We start from the raw sequence: 18434 nt of genomic DNA on the forward strand, positions 1-18434 counted from the left end.
GGATCTTTGTTGAGCACAAATTTTGTGAACAACAGAAAAACCTGTGGGAGCGAGCTTGCTCGCGATGGGGCCCTGGAAGGCACCCACAAATTCAGTTCAAACCATCGCCGCAAAATTCAGCCTGAACTGCTGCGGCGTCACCCCCAATCTGCGATTAAACACACTGCGCATGTGCTGGGCATTGCGAAAGCCGCATTGATAGGCCACAGTCTTGAGCGGCGCGCGGGTGCTTTCGAGCATCACCCGCGCCGCATCGACCCGTGCACGCTCGACAAACTCGGCCGGGGTGATTTTCGCTTCCCTGGCGAACACCCGGGAGAAGTTGCGTGCGCTCATATTGGCGGCATTGGCCAGGTCGGCGATGGTCAGGTCGCCCGTCAGGTTGGCCAGCACGTAATGCTGGACCATTGCCACCGCCGAATCCGGTTCGGCGTGGGGTGTAAGAAACGGGCTGAACTGCGATTGCCCGCCCGAACGCTGGGTGAACACCACCAGCCGCTTGGCGACATTCAGCGCCACTTCCGGCCCGTGATCCCGGCCCAGCAGGTACAGGGACAGATCGATGCCCGCAGTGACCCCCGCCGAGGTGAACAGCTCCCCGTCCTCTACGTAAAGGCGATCCGCTTCAACCCGGGTCGACGGGCACAAAATTGCCAGCGACGACGCATCATTCCAGTGGGTAGTGACCGTGCGATCTTCCAGCAACCCCGCCCGGGCGAGCATGAACGCGCCGTTGCAGATCGAGCCAAACCGTTGCGCCCGCCCGCATGCACTGCGTAGCCAGGTGTCGAATGCCGCGCCGAAACTCATGAACGGCAACTGCGGCCCGCCAGCCACCAGCAACAGGTCATAAGCCTCCAGCGCTTCGCTGAAATGCCGATGGGCATTGAGCGCCAGACCGTTGGAGCACGCCATCATTCCGTGCTCGACGCCGATCACTTCCAGCCGGTAGTGATCCTGCGGGGCGAGGAAACGATTGGCCTCGGAAAACACATCCATGGGGCCGGTGACATCCAGAGACTGAACGCCGGCGAACACCACAATGGCTACGGTTTTACTCATGGTTCAAAACGCCTCTGATGGCATTGAATGGCAACGCACACCTGTAGGAGCGAGCCTGCTCGCGATGAACGTGAGAGCGCCGCGTAAATCCAGGCAGCCCCCGTCATCGTTGACGTCCATCGCGAGCAGGCTCGCTCCTACAGGGTCTGCATGCACCCTAGCCAATCCACAAGCAACAAGCGAGGTTGGCGCGATATGCACGCTCATTGGCCGGGATCGCAGCCATGGATCGATTGTCCGGTTTCGGGGGCCGGAACAGACTGGAACCCTCATCACGACGAGGACAACTCAATGAGCAGCACCATCGCCGGCATCAGGATCCCGGACAGCGCGCTGGCCAAGGCCACCACCGAATACATCCGTGACATCGAGTCGGACCTGCTCTACCACCACTCGCGCCGGGTCTTCCTGTTCGGTGCACTGAGCGGTGAGCGCAAGCGATTGGCCTACAACCCGGAGTTGCTGTACGTCGGCGCGATGTTCCATGACCTGGGCCTGGTGCAAGGTCATCGCAGTGACAACGAACGCTTCGAAGTCGATGGAGCCAACGCGGCAGCCGCATTTCTCAAGCCGTACGGATTGAGCGATGACGATATCGAACAGGTCTGGCTATCGATTGCCCTGCACACCACGCCGGGCGTGCCTCAGCACTTGCGGCCCACCGTGGCGCTGGTAACGGCCGGCGTCGAGATGGACGTGCTGGGCATGGACTACGCGGCGTTCTCCTCCGTGCAGCGCGAAGCGGTGGTGCATGCGCATCCACGGGGCGAGGGATTCAAGGAGTGCATCATCTGCGCGTTTGCCGACGGCTTGCGCCATCGTCCGCAGACCACGTTCGGCAATGTGAAGACCGATGTGCTGGTGGATCAGGAGCCGGGGTTCAAGCCGATGAACTTCGTCGAGGTCATCCGTAAATCCCCTTGGACTTCCTGACTGCAGAAGAACCTGTGGGAGCGAGCTTGCTCCCACATTGGATTTGGGTAGACCACTCAAATGTGGTCTACCCAATTCGGGCTCAAGCCGCTTCCGGTGCCTGTGCGCGACGCACGTCCGGTTGCTTCCACGAGTCGGCTGCCGCTTCCTCGATCGCTTGCTGGATCGCACGCTTGCGGCTTTCTTCGGCGCGACGGCTGAAGAACCAGACCATGAAGGTCACGATCGACACGGCCAGCAGGATCAGGCTGGCCACGGCGTTGATCTCGGGCTTCACCCCCAGACGCACCGCCGAGAACACTTCCATCGGCAGGGTCGTGGAACCCGGGCCGGACACGAAGCTCGCCAGCACCAGGTCATCCAGCGACAGGGCGAACGACATCATGCCGCCCGCCGCCAGCGATGGGGCGATCATCGGGATGGTGATCAGGAAGAACACCTTCCACGGTTTCGCGCCCAGGTCCATGGCCGCCTCTTCGATGGACAGGTCCAGCTCGCGCAAACGCGCCGAGACCACCACCGCCACATAGGCCGCACAGAACGTGGTGTGGGCGATCCAGATGGTGACGATGCCGCGCTCCTGCGGCCAGCCGATCATCTGCGCCATGGCCACGAACAGCAGCAACAGCGACAGACCGGTGATCACCTCAGGCATGACCAGTGGCGCGGTGACCAGGCCACCGAACAGGGTGCGGCCCTTGAAGCGCGTAATGCGCGTCAGGACGAACGCCGCCAATGTACCCAGTGCCACCGCCGCCACCGCCGTGTAGCAGGCGATTTCCAGCGAGCGCACCACCGAGCCCATCAACTGGCTGTTGTCGAGCAAGCCGACGTACCACTTGACCGACCAGCCGCCCCACACCGTTACCAGTTTGGAGGCGTTGAACGAGTAGATCACCAGGATCAGCATCGGCGCGTAGATGAATAGCAAACCCGCTACCAGCATGAAACTTGAGAAACGGAAGCGCTTCATTCCTTGCCCTCCATTTCTTTGGCCTGACTACGGTTGAACAGAATGATCGGCACAATCAGGATCGCCAGCATCACCACCGCCAGGGCAGACGCCACCGGCCAGTCACGGTTGTTGAAGAACTCCTGCCAGAGCACTTTACCGATCATCAGGGTTTCCGGACCGCCCAGCAGTTCCGGGATCACGAACTCGCCCACCACCGGGATGAACACCAGCATGCAGCCTGCGATGATGCCGTTTTTCGACAGCGGCACGGTGATTTTCCAGAAGCTGTTGAAGGTGCTCGAACCCAGGTCCGACGCGGCTTCCAGCAGGCTCTGGTCGTGCTTCACCAGGTTGGCGTACAACGGCAGGATCATGAACGGCAGGTAGGAATAGACTACGCCGATGTAGACCGCCAGGTTGGTGTTGAGGATCTGCAGCGGTTCGTCGATCCAGCCCATGCTCATCAGGAAACCATTGAGCAGGCCGTTGTTGCTGAGGATGCCCATCCACGCATAAACGCGGATCAGGATCGCGGTCCAGGTCGGCATCATGATCAGCAGCACCAGCACCGTCTGCACTTCCTTGCGGGCAACGGAGATGCCGTAGGCCATCGGGTAGCCGATCAGCAGGCAGAGGATGGTGCTGAAAAGCGCCATCTTCAACGAGCCGAGGTAAGCGGCGATGTACAGCTCGTCACCGGCCAGCATTGCGTAGTTGCCCAGGTTAAGCAGCAACTGCAGCTTCTGCTCGGCGTAGCTGTAGATTTCGGTGTACGGCGGAATGGCGACGTCCGCTTCGGCGAAGCTGATCTTCAGAACAATGAAGAACGGCAGCATGAAGAACAGGAACAGCCAGATGAAAGGAACTCCGATGACCATCTGACGGCCACCGGGAATTATTCGATTGAGACGGCGTTTGAGTTTGCGCATGTTCATGAGCGAAGTACCACGCCGCTGTCGTCTTCCCAGTACACGTAGACCTGATCACCCCAGGTCGGACGCTGCCCGCGACGCTCGGCGTTGGCCACGAACGACTGCACCAGCTTGCCGCTTGGCAGTTCGACGTAGAACACCGAATGGCCGCCGAGGTAGGCGATGTCGTGCACCTTGCCGCTGGACCAGTTGTACTGGCAGGTCGGCATGTTGGCGGTGACCAGCAGTTTTTCCGGACGTATCGCGTAGGTAACCGACTTGTCCTGCACCGAAGTGCTGATGCCGTGGCCGACATAGATCTGACGATCCAGGTCCTTGCAGGTAATGATCGCGTGGCCTTCGGCGTCGTCGATCACTTCGCCTTCGAAGATGTTCACGTTGCCGATGAATTCGCAGACCAGGCGGCTGGTCGGGGTTTCGTAGATGTCGATCGGGCTGCCGATCTGGGCGATCCAGCCCAGGTGCATGATCGCGATGCGCTCGGCCATGGTCATGGCCTCTTCCTGGTCGTGGGTCACCATCACGCAAGTTACGCCGACGCGCTCGATGATCTCCACCAGCTCCAGCTGCATTTGCGAACGCAGCTTCTTGTCCAGGGCGCCCATCGGTTCGTCGAGCAGCAGCAATTTCGGACGCTTGGCCAGGGAACGGGCCAGGGCCACGCGCTGACGCTGCCCGCCGGACAACTGATGCGGCTTGCGCTTGGCGTACTGGCTCATCTGTACCAGCTTGAGCATGTCCGCCACCCGTGCATCGATTTCAGCGGCCGACAACTTGTCCTGCTTGAGGCCGAAGGCAATGTTCTGCGCCACAGTCATGTGCGGAAACAGGGCGTAGGACTGGAACATCATGTTGATTGGCCGCTCGTAGGGCGGCATGTCAGTGATGTCTACGCCATCGAGGAAAATGCGCCCCTCCGTGGGCCGTTCGAAACCTGCGAGCATGCGCAGCAACGTGGATTTGCCCGATCCCGAACCGCCGAGCAGGGCGAAAATTTCGCCTTTCTTGATTTCCAGGGACACATCGTCCACGGCAATCGTCTCGTCGAACTTCTTCGTGACCCGGTCGATTTTGACCAGTACCTGTTTAGGTGACTGGTCGCCCTCGAGGGCTTTCTTATAGGCGCCGGAGGCAACTGCCATTTACGAAACTCCCAGAAAAAAAGAGTGCAGTTCGCTCAAGGTGAGCCAACCTGGATAGTTTGAGCCTTGAAACTATTTACCCGACTTGACCTTGGTCCAGCTGCGGGTCATCAAACGTTGAATATTCGGCGGTAGCTCGATGGACACGTAGGTCTTGTCGAGCACCGCTTGCGGTGGATAAACCGCTTCGTCGGTGCGAATGGACTGTTCCATCAGTTTGTCCGCCCCCGGATTAGGGTTGGCATAGCCGACGTAATCACTGACCTGGGCAATCACCTCGGGTTTGAGCAAATAGTTGATGAACGCGTTGGCCTGCTTCACGTTGGCCGAGTCCTTCGGAATCGCCAGCATGTCGAACCAGAGCGCGCCGCCCTCTTTCGGGATCGAATAGGCGATGTTCACGCCTTTCTTGGCTTCTTCGGCGCGATTCTTCGCCTGGAAGATGTCGCCGGAGAAACCGATCGCCACGCAGATATCGCCGTTGGCCAGATCCGCGATGTATTTCGAAGAGTGGAAGTAGGTCACGTAAGGTCGCACTGCAAGCAACTTGGCGGTGGCCTTTTCGTAGTCCTTGGGATCGGTGCTGTTGGCATTCAGGCCCATGTAGTTGAGCACTGTCGGCATCATTTCATCGGCGGAGTCGAGGAAGGCTACACCACAGCTTTGCAGTTTCTTGATGTTCTGCGGCTCGAACAGCACGCCCCAGGAATCGATCGTGTCGACGCCCAGCACAGCCTTGACCTTGTCGACGTTGTAGCCGATGCCATTGGTGCCCCACAGGTACGGCACGGCGTACAGGTTGCCCGGATCGTTCTGTTCCAGGCGCTTGAGCAGCACCGGGTCGAGGTTCGAATAGTTCGGCAGCTGCGACTTGTCGAGTTTCTGGAACGCCCCGGCCTTGATCTGTTTGCCGAGAAAGTGGTTCGACGGCACGACCACGTCGTAGCCGGTACGCCCGGCGAGCAACTTGCCTTCCAGGGTTTCGTTGGAATCGAAGACGTCATAAACCGGCTTGATACCGGTCTCTTTCTGGAAGTCGGCCAGGGTGGTCTCGCCGATGTAGTCTGACCAGTTATAAATATGCACGGTACCGGCGGCCTGGACACTGACAGCAATCGTCAGCCCGGCGCCGACCAGCATGGCTTTGCGCAAGAAAGAAAAAACAGGCAAGTGGAGGTCCTCTGAAATTAGTTGGGCCCAAGTTGCCCCGCGTTACATGACAACCGTAGTTGCCCGGCAACAAAACCGGCGCGCAACTTACCCTCGAAAAACCGTTCCAGCAAAACTTTTGTCATTTAATTCAACCTGTTGCCGCCACCGCGCAGGTGACGACAACAGGCCGTTGCATCAAACCGGCTTATTTACCGGATTTGATCTTGGTCCAGCTGCGGGTCATTTCACGCTGGGTCGCCGCTGGCAGGTCGGCGATGGCATACAACTTGGCCTGCACATCGGCTGGCGGGTAGATGCCTGGATCGCTGGTGATGTCTTTTTCTACCAGAGCTGTTGCAGCGGCGTTACCGTTCGGGAAGCGTACGGCGTTGGTGATACTGGCCATGACTTCAGGCTTCTGCAGGAAGGTCATGAACTTGTAGGCGCCCTGAACGTTCTCGGCATCCTTGGGAATCGCGACCATGTCGAAGAAACTGCCAGCGCCTTCTTTCGGAATGGCGTAGCTGACTTTGACCTTGTCACCCGCCTCTGCGGCACGGGACTTGGCCTGCTGAACGTCACCCGAGTAGCCAACCGCTACGCAGATGTTGCCGTTGGCCAGGTCCGAGATGTACTTGGACGAGTGGAAGTAGGTGATCGAAGGACGAATCTTGAGGAACAGTTCCTCGGCTTTCTTGATGTCTTCTTTCTTCTGACTGTCGGTTGGCAGGCCCAGGTAGTGCAGCGCGACCGGGAGCATTTCGGTCGGCGAATCGAGGAAACTCACACCGCAACCCTTGAGCTTGGCAATGTTTTCCGGTTTGAGCAGCACGTCCCAGGAGTCGATGGTATCGACGCCCAACGCAGCCTTGACCTTCGCCGGGTTGTAACCGATGCCGATCGAGCCCCACATGTACGGGAAGGCGTGCTTGTTGCCAGGGTCACTGACCGAAACGGCCTTGAGCAGATCCTGGTTCAGGTTTTTCCAGTTAGGCAGCTTGGACTGGTCCAGCTCCTGATATACGCCGGCCTTGATCTGCTTGGCCAGGAAGTTGTTCGATGGCACGACCACGTCGTAGCCGGACTTGCCCGCCAGCAGTTTGGCTTCCAGGGTCTCGTTGCTGTCGAATACGTCGTAAACGACCTTGATCCCCGACTCTTTCTCGAAGTTCGCGATGGTGTCCGGAGCGATGTAGTCGGACCAGTTGTATACGTGCAACACCTTGTCATCCGCCTGAACCGCACCCGCCATCATGCCCGCGACGGACAGGGCGAGAAGTGTCTTGCCAGCAAGCTTTTTACCTAATGCCTTCATGCGTCATGCTCCAAATTTTTCTTTTTTGAACCACTTTGTTCAGCGGCCGAACCCGGACAACTGGAACTGCAGCTAGTCTGGCAAGATCCGAGGCGGTCTTTCAAGAAAAGACCGGCCTTTGTGACAGCTTTGAGCGAGAGCGCCGCAGCTCCCTCGCTCTGAGCCTAGCACTTAGCCCTGCAATGCACTCAGGGTCAGGTCAAGGCACTTGCGAGCCTTTGTCACCAGCTCATCGATTTCCGCCGGCGTGATCACCAGTGGCGGAGCGATGATCATGGTGTCGCCGACTGCGCGCATGATCAGGCCATTGTCGAAGCAGAACTGACGGCAGATCATGCCGACGCCCTTGCCCTCGTAACGCTTGCGAGTGGCTTTGTCCTGGACCAGTTCGATGGCCCCCAACAGCCCGACCCCACGAACTTCACCCACCAGCGGGTGATCGTTCAGTTCCCGCAGACGCTTTTGCAAATACGGTGCCGTTTCTGACTTCACGCGCTCGACAATTTTCTCGTCGCGCAGGATACGGATGTTTTCCAGCCCCACAGCCGCCGCCACCGGGTGCCCGGAATAGGTGAAACCGTGGTTGAAGTCGCCGCCCTCGTTGAGCACGTCCACCACTTCATCACGCACGATCAGGCCGCCCATCGGGATGTAGCCCGAGGTCAGGCCCTTGGCGATGGTCATCATGTCTGGCTTGAGGCCGTAGAAATCGCTGCCGAACCACTCGCCGGTGCGACCGAAACCGCAAATCACTTCGTCAGCCACGAACAGGATGTCGTACTTGGCGAGGATTTCCTTGATGCGCGGCCAGTAGGTCTCTGGCGGAATGATCACGCCACCGGCACCCTGGATCGGTTCGGCAATAAAGGCACCGACGTTGTCGACGCCGACTTCCAGAATCTTTTCTTCCAGCTGGTTGGCCGCCCATACACCGAATTCTTCCGGAGTCATGTCGCCGCCTTCGGCGAACCAGTACGGCTGGGCAATGTGAACGATGCCCGGGATCGGCAAGTCGCCCTGTTCGTGCATGTACGTCATGCCGCCCAGGCTCGCGCCGGCCACGGTGGAACCGTGATAGCCGTTCTTGCGGCTGATGATGACTTTCTTTTTCGGCTGGCCCTTGATCGCCCAGTAGTGACGAACCATACGCAACATGGTGTCGTTGCCTTCAGAGCCGGAACCGGTGAAGAACACATGGTTCATACCCTCTGGCGCGATGTCGGCGATAGCCTTGGCCAGCTCCAGTACCGGTGGGTGCGCCGTCTGGAAGAACAGGTTGTAGTAAGGCAGCTCGCGCATCTGCTTGCTGGCGGCATCGGCCAGTTCATCGCGACCATAACCAATCGCGACACACCACAGGCCGGCCATACCGTCGAGGATCTTGTTACCTTCGCTGTCCCAGAGGTAAACGCCCTTGGCGTTGGTAATGATCCGCGGGCCTTTCTCTTTCAGCTGCTTGAAGTCGCTGAACGGAGCCAGGTGGTGGTCATTGCTCAAGGTTTGCCATTCACGGGTTTGCGGATTGTTGCTGGTCATGTGAATCTCCTAAAAAAATCAGGTGTAAGCGCCACCAGGTAGCGGCGGCGCCTGGCGTATCAGACGGCAAAGAGCAGGAATTCCCTTTCCCACGAACTGATCACGCGCTTGAAGTTTTCATGCTCGGCCCGCTTGACCGCGACGTAGCCAGTGATGAAATTTTTGCCGAGGTATTTCTCGATGGTTGAACTGTTTTCCATGCGTTCCAGCGCGTCTTCGATGGTCAGCGGCAGGCGCAGGTTGCGGCGTTCATAGCCACGTCCCACCACCGGTGCACTCGGGTTCAGGCCTTCGACCATGCCGATGTAACCGCAGAGCAGGCTCGCGGCAATTGCCAGGTAGGGGTTGGCATCGGCGCCCGGCAGGCGGTTTTCCACCCGACGGTTTTGCGGCCCCGCATCCGGCACCCGCAGGCCCACGGTGCGGTTCTCTTCGCCCCACTCCACGTTCACCGGTGCCGAAGTATCCGGCAGGAAGCGGCGGAACGAGTTGACGTTGGGTGCGAACAGCGGCAACAGCTCGGGAATGAGTTTCTGCAGACCACCGATGTGGTGCAGGAACAGCTGGCTCATGGTCCCGTCTTCATTAGAAAAGATGTTCTTGCCGGTCTCGATGTCGATGACGCTCTGGTGCAAGTGCATGGCGCTGCCCGGCTCGCCGGTCATCGGCTTGGCCATGAAGGTCGCAGCGACGTTGTGCTTGAGCGCGGCCTCGCGCATGGTGCGCTTGAACACCAGGATCTGGTCGGCCAGGGACAGGGCATCGCCGTGACGGAAGTTGATTTCCATCTGCGCCGTGCCGTCCTCGTGGATCAGCGTATCGAGGTCCAGGTCCTGCAGTTCGCACCAGTCATAGACGTCTTCGAACAGCGGATCGAACTCGTTCGCCGCTTCAATGGAGAACGACTGACGACCGGTTTCCGGGCGACCGGAGCGACCGACCGGCGGCTGCAACGGGTAGTCCGGGTCGTCACTGCGCTTGGTCAGGTAAAACTCCATTTCCGGCGCCACGATCGGCTGCCAGCCTTTGTCGGTATAGAGTTTCAGGACTTTCTTGAGCACGTTGCGCGGCGACAGCTCGATCGGGTTGCCTTGCTTGTCGTAGGTATCGTGGATGACGATGGCGGTCGGCTCGATGGCCCACGGCACCAGGTACACCGCACTCTGGTCGGGGCGGCAGATCATGTCGATGTCGGCCGGGTCGAGCAGTTCGTAATAGATGTCGTCTTCGACGTAATCGCCGGTCACGGTCTGCAACAGCACGCTCTCTGGCAGGCGCATGCCCTTTTCGGCGATGAATTTGTTGGTCGGCGAAATCTTGCCCCGGGTAATCCCGGTCAAGTCGGCGATCATGCATTCGACTTCTGTGATCTTGTGGTTTTTCAACCAATCGGTGAGCTGGTCGAGGTTGTTACTCATAAATGCCTCTAGGCTTGAGTTGTCTGACCCTTTTAAGGTCAGGCGTTGTTTGACGCATCGGCGTCGCGTTGTAGAGCGTTTGCGCGGCAGATTATCGTGCTTGCCAACGCGGCTGCAGAGGCCGGGCGTGCAGAATCGCGAGCGGAGCCCTGAACGATGGTCAGGCCGCTATTGTGAATCGGTTCTATATTGAATGGAGTAACCGTAATGGGGGTGCCATCGCGACCGTCCAGAATATCGGACGGGGACGGTCGAACCGTCAGGGACGCAAGGATCACCGGAACCGCCGAGGCCACGGAACGGACGGACGTGTCATCACTGATGTGATAAACATGCCGACCGACCTGTCTTGAGCAGTCGGTGACGCCGATTATCGGCAGGCGAGACATGAAGCACCCCGGTATTATTGCTGTTATGGGTTTGATTCGAGCTTAGCCTTGTTCATTTTTTTACACAACACCCCCGTAAAAAATACAACACGGCCCGCTCAAGCCTGCGGGCGCCACTGGGGCCAAAGGCATAAAAACGCCCCAAAGCGCCTCAAAAAAGCCACACAAGCGCTTTTTTAGGGCAAAAAAGGCCTCGCTTGACTTCGGCATGCCGTTCGGGTTGACTGGAATCTGAAAAGATCAATGATTGATATTTTTAACAACAAAGGTGTTGCATCATGTCGGTACCCCCGCGTGCCGTTCAGCTTAACGAAGCGAACGCGTTCCTTAAGGAACATCCTGAGGTTCTGTACGTTGACCTTCTGATTGCGGATATGAATGGTGTGGTGCGCGGCAAGCGCATCGAACGCACCAGCCTCCACAAGGTTTACGAGAAAGGCATCAACCTGCCGGCCTCTTTATTTGCTCTGGATATCAATGGCTCGACGGTGGAAAGCACCGGCCTGGGCCTGGACATCGGTGATGCTGACCGAATCTGCTATCCAATCCCCGATACCCTGTGCAACGAGCCATGGCAGAAGCGCCCGACCGCGCAACTGTTGATGACCATGCACGAACTCGAAGGCGAGCCATTCTTCGCCGACCCGCGTGAAGTGCTGGCCAACGTGGTGCGCAAGTTCGACGAAATGGGCCTGACCATCTGCGCCGCGTTCGAACTGGAGTTCTACCTGATCGACCAGGAGAACGTGAACGGTCGTCCGCAACCGCCTCGCTCGCCGGTTTCCGGCAAACGTCCGCACTCGACACAGGTCTACCTGATCGACGACCTCGACGAATACGTCGACTGCCTCCAGGACATTCTGGAAGGTGCCAAAGAGCAAGGCATTCCGGCCGACGCCATCGTCAAGGAAAGTGCCCCGGCGCAGTTCGAAGTCAACCTGCACCACGTGGCTGACCCGATCAAGGCCTGCGACTACGCGGTCCTGCTCAAGCGCCTGATCAAGAACATCGCCTACGACCATGAAATGGACACCACCTTCATGGCCAAGCCGTATCCGGGCCAGGCGGGCAATGGTCTGCACGTCCATATCTCGATTCTCGACAAAGACGGCAAGAATATTTTTGCCAGTGAGGATCCCGAGCAGAACGCCGCACTGCGTCACGCGATCGGCGGTGTGCTCGAGACCCTACCGGCGCAGATGGCCTTCCTCTGCCCGAACGTCAACTCGTACCGTCGTTTCGGCGCACAGTTCTACGTGCCGAACTCGCCGTGCTGGGGCCTGGACAACCGCACCGTAGCGATTCGCGTACCGACCGGTGCCGCCGATGCCGTACGCATCGAACACCGTGTGGCCGGCGCCGATGCCAACCCGTACCTGCTGATGGCTTCGGTCCTGGCGGGCGTGCACCACGGCCTGACCAACAAGGTCGAGCCTGGCGCTCCAGTGGAAGGCAACAGCTACGAGCAAAACGAGCAGAGCCTGCCGAACAACCTGCGCGATGCACTGCGCGAGCTGGACGACAGCGAAGTCATGGCCAAGTACATCGATCCGAAATACATCGATATCTTCGTCGCATGCAAAGAGAGCGAGCTGGAGGAGTTCGAACACTCCATCTCCGACCTCGAGTACAACTGGTACCTGCATACCGTTTAATCGGTTGCAGTAGTAAAAAAACGCCGCCGGCCTCACAGCCTACGGCGTTTTTTTATGGGTTCATTTCGGCTGAGTGATGACTGGCATTTCCGGGACAACTCCTACACAACCATCAGACAGTGATTACATCGATTACCTCGCCGCAAGATCAAACTTCAGGGTCCCGAGATTTGATCCGGTCGCCCCTCCAAGTGTTGAGTTTTGAGTTTTGCATTTATGACTAAAATTCCATTAGGTACCGCCATTACCCTGATCGTCGCTGGTCTGTGCGCCACTGCGTGGGCCAAAACTCCCGATACTGCCCCATGGAGTTACGCAGGACCCTCTGGCCCGGAAAACTGGGGCGAACTGAAAAGCGAATACAGCCTTTGCAAGTCAGGGAACGAACAGTCACCGATCGACATCCAAAACGCGTTCGAGTACCCATTCAAACCGGCGTCCTTCAGCTATCGCCCAAACAAAGTTACCGTACTGAACAACGGCCATACGATTCAGGTGTCTGCGCCAAATTCAGGTAGTGTCTCCCTGCCCTCCGGTACTTTTTCCCTCGTGCAATTACACTTTCACACACCTGCTGAAGAAACGATTCAGGGCCGCACTTATCCATTGGGCGCACATCTGGTTCACCGAAATGACGCAGGCGAACTGGCGATTATTGCCTTGATGTATGAAGAGGGCGCACACAACACGGCACTGGAACCGATCTTCGCCGCCATGCCCAGGAATGCAGGCGGCATGGTCACCTTGAACAACGCGAACATTGCCGATTTATTGCCTGAAAACCATAACGCCTATGCCTTCATGGGTTCTCTTACAGAGCCACCGTGCACTGAAGGTGTACGGTGGAACGTGCTGACGACTGCGGTGCAATTGTCCCAGGCACAACTGGAGGCTTTTCGAGCGATATATCCAATGAATGCTCGCCCGATCCAACCCTTGAACGATCGTAGCGTGGTGGTCGGTAAATGAGTCATCGGGACTGCCAAGCGAGGCGGTGAGTCAATACAGACAAGGGGCGAGTCGACTCGTACAATGCCCGCTGCCCCGCAGGAGACTCCGATGACACGCGTAGCCACCCCCCGCAAACCCCGCGCACGCAGCCAGGCCCGGATCGATTCGATTCTCGATGCGGCCCGCACGCTGTTGGCCGCCGAGGGCGTGGCCAGTCTGTCGATCTACAGCGTCGCCGAGCGCGCGGAGATTCCACCCTCCTCGGTCTACCACTTCTTCGCCAGCGTGCCTGCCCTGCTCGAAGCCTTGACCGCCGACGTCCATGCGGCCTTCCGCGCCTGCCTGCAAGCCCCCATCGATCACCTCGCCTTGAATGGCTGGCGCGATCTGTCGCGACTGGTGGAACAACGCATGCTCGATATCTATGCAGTGGACGCTGCCGCCCGCCAACTCATTCTGGCCCAGCACGGCCTGACCGAAGTCACCCAGGCCGACCGCCAGCACGACATCGAACTGGGCGACCTGATGCACAAGTTGTTCGACCATCACTTCGAGCTGCCGACATTGCCGAGCGATGTCGATGTGTTCGCCCTGGCCATGGAGCTGGGCGACCGGGTGTATGCGCGCTCGGTGCAGCAGCACGGGCAGATTACGCCGCGCATGGCTGAAGAAGGGATGCGGGTATTTGATGCTTATGTGGGGTTGTATTTGCCGCCGTATTTGCCCAAGCGGAAGCTCTAGCGCGCTCACTGGCCTCATCGTCGGAAAGCCGCCCGGAGCAAGCCCGCTCCCACAGGTTTATCGGTCGAAAACAAAATCTGTATTCACTGGAGATCCTTGTGGGAGCGGGCTTGCCCGCGATGGCCGCGCCACTTATCCCAAGACAAACACACATGAAAAAACCCCGAAGGGCTCAAACCCTTCGGGGTTGATGTTTACGCATATTGCTTACAACTTGGCGATCGACACCTCGGTGGATTTCACGAATGCGATCACTTCACTGCCGACCGCCAGTTCCAGCTCTTTCACCGAGCGTGTGGTGATCACCGAAGTGACGATGCCGGACGCGGTCTGCACGTCGATTTCCGACAGCACGTCGCCGAGGACGATTTCCTTGATGGAGCCTTTGAACTGGTTGCGAACGTTGATGGCCTTGATTGTCATGATGTTGATTCCTGTCGTTGGGTAAGACTTGAGTTATTGAGCCCAGCGCAATTGCGTAGGCAAGGGTGAAACAGGTTCCGGTTCCGGCGGTTGGCCGGGCAGCGCCAGCACGCGATTGAGGACTTCGGTTTCCAGCGCCGCCAACCGATGGGAACCGCGTATCCGAGGGCGCGGCAATTCCACATGCAGGTCGAGGCCGACTTCGCCGTCTTCGATCAGGATCACCCGATCGGCAATCGCCACCGCTTCGCTGACGTCATGGGTCACCAGCAACACGGTGAAGCCATGCTGTTGCCAGAGTCGTTCGATCAGTTGCTGCATTTCAATTCGGGTCAGGGCATCCAGCGCACCCAAGGGTTCGTCGAGCAGCAGCAGGCGCGGCTGATGAATCAACGCACGGGCCAAGGCCACGCGTTGCTTCTGCCCACCGGACAACGCTGCCGGCCACTCATTGGCGCGATCGGCCAGGCCCACCGCTTCCAAGGCTTCAAGCGCTTGCGGCCGCCAGTTGCCCTTGAGGCCGAGACCGACGTTGTCGATGATCTTCTTCCAAGGCAGCAAACGCGCTTCCTGGAACATCAGCCGCGTGTCTTCCCGCGCTTCACGCAATGGCGCGGCACCGGCGAGCAACTCACCGCCCGAGGGTTGATCGAGACCGGCGAGCAAGCGCAGCAAGGTACTTTTGCCGCAGCCGCTACGACCGACCACGGCGACAAACTGACCCGCCGGAATGTGCAGGTCGATCTCGCGCAGCACCTGCCGTGCACCGAAAGTTTTTTGCAACTTGCGCACCACCAGCGGAGTCCCGCGCAGCAGGCGTGGAGGTTGTTGGGCGGTCATACCGAACCTCCCCTGGCAACCTGATACGCCGGGTGCCAGCGCAGCCACACACGCTCAAGTCCACGGGCCGCGAGGTCAGCCAGTTTGCCGAGCACCGCGTACAACAGAATCGCCAGCACCACCACGTCGGTCTGCAAGAATTCCCGGGCATTCATGGCCAGATAGCCGATGCCGGAACTCGCGGAGATGGTTTCCGCCACGATCAACGTCAGCCACATAAAACCCAGGGCAAAGCGCACGCCGACCAGAATCGAAGGCAGCGCCCCCGGCAGAATCACCTGCCAGAACAGACCGAAACCCGACAAGCCATAACTGCGCGACATCTCCACCAGTGCCGGGTCGACGTTGCGGATGCCGTGATAGGTATTGAGGTAAATCGGGAACAACGTGCCCAGCGCCACCAGGAAAATCTTCGCCGACTCGTCGATGCCGAACCACAGAATCACCAGTGGAATCAGCGCCAGGTGCGGCACGTTGCGGATCATCTGCACCGAACTGTCGAGCAGGCGCTCGCCCCACTTCGACAGACCGGTGATGAAGCCAAGCGTCAGGCCGATGCCGCCGCCGATGGTGAAGCCCAGCGCGGCACGCCAGCCACTGATCGCCAGGTGCGTCCAGATTTCGCCGCTGCGCACCAGGCTCACGCCGGCCTCGATGACGGCGATCGGCGCCGGCAGAATCCGTGTCGACAACCAGCCCATCGACACACTCAACTGCCACACCGCCAGCAACAACACCGGCAACGCCCAGGGCGCCAGGCTGTGGATGATTTTCTTCATGACCGCGCCTCAGCTCTGGGACGCGGCTTTGGGCAGAATGTCGTTGGCGACCATCTCGCCGAACGGGCTGACGTAGCCGGCACTTTTCGGCAGTTCTGGACGCTCGACATCGAGGTGTGGGAACAGCAGTTCAGCGACCCGATACGACTCTTCCAGGTGTGGATAACCGGAGAAAATGAACGTGTCGATGCCCAGGTCCGCGTACTCCTTCACACGGGCCGCCACGGTCGGACCATCGCCTACCAGCGCCGTACCGGCACCGCCGCGCACCAGACCGACACCGGCCCACAGGTTAGGGCTGACCTCCAGATTGTCGCGGTTGCCGCCATGCAATGCGGCCATGCGTTGCTGACCGACCGAATCGAAACGCGCCAGCGAAGCCTGGGCACGGGCGATGGTGTCGTTGTCGAGATGGGAGATCAGTCGATCCGCGGCCTTCCAGGCCTCATCGTTGGTTTCACGCACGATCACGTGCAGGCGAATGCCGAAGCGCACGGTGCGTCCAAGCTTGGCGGCCTTGGCGCGGACCTGTTCGATTTTTTCCGCGACGGCGGCCGGTGGTTCGCCCCAGGTCAGGACCATTTCCACCTGTTCGGCGGCCAGGTCTTGCGCGGCTTCCGAGGAGCCGCCGAAGTACAGCGGAGGACGCGGTTGCTGGATCGGTGGATACAGCAATTTCGCGCCTTTCACGCTGATGTGCTGACCATCGTAATCGACGGTTTCGCCTTCCAGCACCCGACGCCATATACGGGTGAACTCCACCGAGGCCTGATAGCGTTCTTCGTGGCTGAGGAACAGACCATCGCCCGCCAACTCTTCCGGATCACCGCCGGTCACCAGGTTGAACAGCGCACGACCACCAGACAGTCGATCCAGGGTCGCAGCCTGACGCGCTGCCACCGTCGGGGAAATGATCCCGGGGCGCAGGGCGACAAGGAACTTCAGACGCTGGGTCACCGGAATCAGCGATGCCGCCACCAGCCACGAGTCTTCGCACGAACGGCCGGTAGGGATCAGTACCCCGCCGAACCCCAGGCGATCCGCTGCCTGTGCGACTTGTTGCAGGTAACCGTGATCGACGGCGCGGGCGCCTTCGGCGGTGCCAAGGTAATGGCCGTCGCCGTGGGTAGGCAGGAACCAGAAAATATTGAGGCTCATGGAGTGGTCTCCTTGGGGAATCGATTTATTGGGCTTTGGCAACGGCAGCCGGCGGCGTCCAGATCACGTCTTTGATGCTCAACGGCTTGGGAATCAGCTTGAGCTGGTAGAAGCTGTCGGCGATTTTCTGTTGCGCCGCGACCACTTCCGGGGTGAGGAACAGCGCGCCATAGCCCTGGCGTTTCACCGAAGTCAGGGTGATGTCCGCTGGCAGGCCGAGCAGCGGAGAAACCTGTTGGGTCACCTCTTGCGGGTTAGCCCTGGACCACTCGCCCACCGCGCGCACTTCTTCGACCAGGGTCTTGATCACCTCGGGATTTTTCTGCGCATAAGGCTTGGTCGCCAGGTAGAACTGATGGTTGTCGACGATGCCCTGGCCATCGCGCAAGGTGCGCGCTTGCAGCTGTTGTTCGGCGGCAGCCTGGTACGGGTCCCAGATCACCCAGGCGTCGACGCTGCCACGCTCGAACGCGGCGCGGGCATCGGCCGGCGGCAGGAATACGGTCTGGATGTCGGTGTATTTGAGGCCGGCGTCTTCCAGTGCACGCACCAGCAGGTAATGCACGTTGGAGCCCTTGTTCAGGACGATTTTCTTGCCTTTGAGGTCCGCCACCGATTTGACCGACGAGTCCTTCGGTACCAGGATTGCCTCACTGTGAGGCGCTGGCGGTTCATAGGCGACGTAGAGCAAGTCGGCGCCGGCCGCCTGAGCGAACACGGGTGGAGTCTCACCGGTGACGCCGAAGTCGATGGAGCCGACGTTCAGGCCTTCAAGCAGTTGCGGGCCACCGGGGAATTCAGTCCATTGCACGTCCACGCCTTGGGCGGCGAGGCGTTTTTCCAGCGTGCCCTTGGCTTTGAGCAGCACCAGGGTGCCGTATTTCTGATAGCCGATTCGTAAAGTCTCGGCCTGAGCTTGAGTAATGGCGCCGAAGGTGACAGCCGCAGCAAACAGAGCGACCAGACCACGACGCAAAATGACAGGGCGCATGGCGCTCTCCTTTTTGCAGTTGGGTTTTGGCTGCACCTGCTTGCCCGTTGGCGGGCGAGTAA

At 59.3% G+C, this 18434-nt stretch carries 17 protein-coding genes; 4 read left to right on the forward strand and 13 right to left on the reverse strand.

What is annotated here, in order from left to right:
• Window positions 1–96 precede the first annotated feature (96 nt).
• A complete protein-coding gene (locus tag AC1DRN_RS00220) occupies window positions 97–1062 on the reverse strand; it encodes a GlxA family transcriptional regulator (RefSeq protein WP_223456581.1) in 966 nt (321 codons plus the stop codon).
• A 291-nt stretch (window positions 1063–1353) separates the two neighbouring features.
• Here AC1DRN_RS00220 and AC1DRN_RS00225 point away from each other — a divergent pair, with 291 nt between their 5' ends.
• The gene (locus AC1DRN_RS00225; RefSeq protein WP_223456578.1) at window positions 1354–1995 is read left to right on the forward strand and encodes an HD domain-containing protein; all 642 of its coding nucleotides are present in this window, start codon (window positions 1354–1356) and stop codon (window positions 1993–1995) included.
• Between the two features lie 82 nt (window positions 1996–2077).
• On the opposite strand, the gene AC1DRN_RS00230 is transcribed toward AC1DRN_RS00225, so the two are convergent.
• From AC1DRN_RS00230 to AC1DRN_RS00260, 7 genes are all read right to left on the reverse strand, one after another.
• Window positions 2078–2968 carry an ABC transporter permease subunit gene (locus AC1DRN_RS00230; RefSeq protein WP_223456576.1) on the reverse strand — a complete coding sequence of 297 codons (891 nt, stop codon included), beginning with the start codon at window positions 2966–2968 and terminating at the stop codon, window positions 2078–2080.
• Window positions 2965–3846 carry an ABC transporter permease subunit gene (locus AC1DRN_RS00235; protein WP_191622238.1) on the reverse strand — a complete coding sequence of 294 codons (882 nt, stop codon included), beginning with the start codon at window positions 3844–3846 and terminating at the stop codon, window positions 2965–2967. The genes AC1DRN_RS00230 and AC1DRN_RS00235 overlap by 4 nt, the downstream gene beginning before the upstream one ends.
• A 35-nt stretch (window positions 3847–3881) precedes the next feature.
• Window positions 3882–5024, reverse strand: coding sequence for an ABC transporter ATP-binding protein (locus tag AC1DRN_RS00240; protein WP_223456574.1), 1143 nt, complete (start codon window positions 5022–5024; stop codon window positions 3882–3884).
• A gap of 72 nt (window positions 5025–5096) precedes the next feature.
• Complete coding sequence (locus AC1DRN_RS00245) at window positions 5097–6194, reverse strand: polyamine ABC transporter substrate-binding protein (protein ID WP_317851105.1); 1098 nt, start codon at window positions 6192–6194, stop codon at window positions 5097–5099.
• A 187-nt stretch (window positions 6195–6381) separates the two neighbouring features.
• On the reverse strand, window positions 6382–7491 hold the full coding sequence (locus tag AC1DRN_RS00250) for a polyamine ABC transporter substrate-binding protein (RefSeq protein ID WP_223456572.1): 1110 nt from the start codon (window positions 7489–7491) through the stop codon (window positions 6382–6384).
• Window positions 7492–7662: 171 nt separating this feature from the next.
• A complete protein-coding gene (locus AC1DRN_RS00255) occupies window positions 7663–9027 on the reverse strand; it encodes an aspartate aminotransferase family protein (protein ID WP_223456571.1) in 1365 nt (454 codons plus the stop codon).
• A gap of 59 nt (window positions 9028–9086) precedes the next feature.
• Window positions 9087–10445, reverse strand: coding sequence for a glutamine synthetase family protein (locus AC1DRN_RS00260; protein WP_223456570.1), 1359 nt, complete (start codon window positions 10443–10445; stop codon window positions 9087–9089).
• Between the two features lie 667 nt (window positions 10446–11112).
• Between AC1DRN_RS00260 and AC1DRN_RS00265 the strand changes: the two genes are divergently transcribed.
• The 3 genes from AC1DRN_RS00265 to AC1DRN_RS00275 all read left to right on the forward strand — a co-directional run bounded on the left by AC1DRN_RS00265 (window position 11113) and on the right by AC1DRN_RS00275 (window position 14181).
• The gene (locus AC1DRN_RS00265) at window positions 11113–12489 is read left to right on the forward strand and encodes a glutamine synthetase family protein (protein ID WP_223456569.1); all 1377 of its coding nucleotides are present in this window, start codon (window positions 11113–11115) and stop codon (window positions 12487–12489) included.
• 216 nt (window positions 12490–12705) lie between these two features.
• Window positions 12706–13458, forward strand: a complete 753-nt coding sequence (locus AC1DRN_RS00270) for a carbonic anhydrase (RefSeq protein ID WP_223456568.1) — start codon at window positions 12706–12708, stop codon at window positions 13456–13458.
• A gap of 90 nt (window positions 13459–13548) precedes the next feature.
• The gene (locus AC1DRN_RS00275; protein WP_223456567.1) at window positions 13549–14181 is read left to right on the forward strand and encodes a TetR/AcrR family transcriptional regulator; all 633 of its coding nucleotides are present in this window, start codon (window positions 13549–13551) and stop codon (window positions 14179–14181) included.
• A 207-nt stretch (window positions 14182–14388) separates the two neighbouring features.
• Here AC1DRN_RS00275 and AC1DRN_RS00280 read toward each other — a convergent pair whose 3' ends face one another.
• From AC1DRN_RS00280 to AC1DRN_RS00300, 5 genes are read right to left on the reverse strand one after another with little or no spacing between them, the layout of a single operon-like run.
• Window positions 14389–14604: a TOBE domain-containing protein gene (locus tag AC1DRN_RS00280; protein WP_007967989.1), complete on the reverse strand. Its 216-nt coding sequence runs from the start codon at window positions 14602–14604 to the stop codon at window positions 14389–14391.
• 33 nt (window positions 14605–14637) lie between these two features.
• On the reverse strand, window positions 14638–15444 hold the full coding sequence (ssuB, locus tag AC1DRN_RS00285) for an aliphatic sulfonates ABC transporter ATP-binding protein (RefSeq protein ID WP_223456566.1): 807 nt from the start codon (window positions 15442–15444) through the stop codon (window positions 14638–14640).
• On the reverse strand, window positions 15441–16223 hold the full coding sequence (gene ssuC, locus AC1DRN_RS00290) for an aliphatic sulfonate ABC transporter permease SsuC (RefSeq protein WP_223456565.1): 783 nt from the start codon (window positions 16221–16223) through the stop codon (window positions 15441–15443). The genes ssuB and ssuC overlap by 4 nt, the downstream gene beginning before the upstream one ends.
• A 9-nt stretch (window positions 16224–16232) precedes the next feature.
• On the reverse strand, window positions 16233–17381 hold the full coding sequence (ssuD, locus tag AC1DRN_RS00295) for an FMNH2-dependent alkanesulfonate monooxygenase (RefSeq protein WP_223456563.1): 1149 nt from the start codon (window positions 17379–17381) through the stop codon (window positions 16233–16235).
• Between the two features lie 25 nt (window positions 17382–17406).
• Window positions 17407–18372 (reverse strand): sulfonate ABC transporter substrate-binding protein, encoded by a 966-nt coding sequence (locus AC1DRN_RS00300; RefSeq protein WP_223456561.1) that lies wholly within the window; start codon window positions 18370–18372, stop codon window positions 17407–17409.
• Between the last annotated feature and the right edge of the window lie 62 nt (window positions 18373–18434).

This window comes from Pseudomonas sp. P5_B3 (assembly GCF_056400405.1).

Excerpts from the sequence above, each read along its gene's own strand:
- AC1DRN_RS00220 (WP_223456581.1), bottom strand. The coding sequence starts at position 1,062 with ATGAGTAAAACCGTAGCCATTGTGGTGTTCGCCGGCGTTCAGTCTCTG.
- AC1DRN_RS00225 (WP_223456578.1), top strand. The coding sequence starts at position 1,354 with ATGAGCAGCACCATCGCCGGCATCAGGATCCCGGACAGCGCGCTGGCC.
- AC1DRN_RS00230 (WP_223456576.1), bottom strand. The coding sequence starts at position 2,968 with ATGAAGCGCTTCCGTTTCTCAAGTTTCATGCTGGTAGCGGGTTTGCTA.
- AC1DRN_RS00240 (WP_223456574.1), bottom strand. The coding sequence starts at position 5,024 with ATGGCAGTTGCCTCCGGCGCCTATAAGAAAGCCCTCGAGGGCGACCAG.
- AC1DRN_RS00250 (WP_223456572.1), bottom strand. The coding sequence starts at position 7,491 with ATGAAGGCATTAGGTAAAAAGCTTGCTGGCAAGACACTTCTCGCCCTG.
- AC1DRN_RS00255 (WP_223456571.1), bottom strand. The coding sequence starts at position 9,027 with ATGACCAGCAACAATCCGCAAACCCGTGAATGGCAAACCTTGAGCAAT.
- AC1DRN_RS00260 (WP_223456570.1), bottom strand. The coding sequence starts at position 10,445 with ATGAGTAACAACCTCGACCAGCTCACCGATTGGTTGAAAAACCACAAG.
- AC1DRN_RS00265 (WP_223456569.1), top strand. The coding sequence starts at position 11,113 with ATGTCGGTACCCCCGCGTGCCGTTCAGCTTAACGAAGCGAACGCGTTC.
- AC1DRN_RS00270 (WP_223456568.1), top strand. The coding sequence starts at position 12,706 with ATGACTAAAATTCCATTAGGTACCGCCATTACCCTGATCGTCGCTGGT.
- AC1DRN_RS00275 (WP_223456567.1), top strand. The coding sequence starts at position 13,549 with ATGACACGCGTAGCCACCCCCCGCAAACCCCGCGCACGCAGCCAGGCC.
- AC1DRN_RS00280 (WP_007967989.1), bottom strand. The coding sequence starts at position 14,604 with ATGACAATCAAGGCCATCAACGTTCGCAACCAGTTCAAAGGCTCCATC.
- ssuB (WP_223456566.1), bottom strand. The coding sequence starts at position 15,444 with ATGACCGCCCAACAACCTCCACGCCTGCTGCGCGGGACTCCGCTGGTG.
- ssuC (WP_223456565.1), bottom strand. The coding sequence starts at position 16,223 with ATGAAGAAAATCATCCACAGCCTGGCGCCCTGGGCGTTGCCGGTGTTG.
- ssuD (WP_223456563.1), bottom strand. The coding sequence starts at position 17,381 with ATGAGCCTCAATATTTTCTGGTTCCTGCCTACCCACGGCGACGGCCAT.
- AC1DRN_RS00300 (WP_223456561.1), bottom strand. The coding sequence starts at position 18,372 with ATGCGCCCTGTCATTTTGCGTCGTGGTCTGGTCGCTCTGTTTGCTGCG.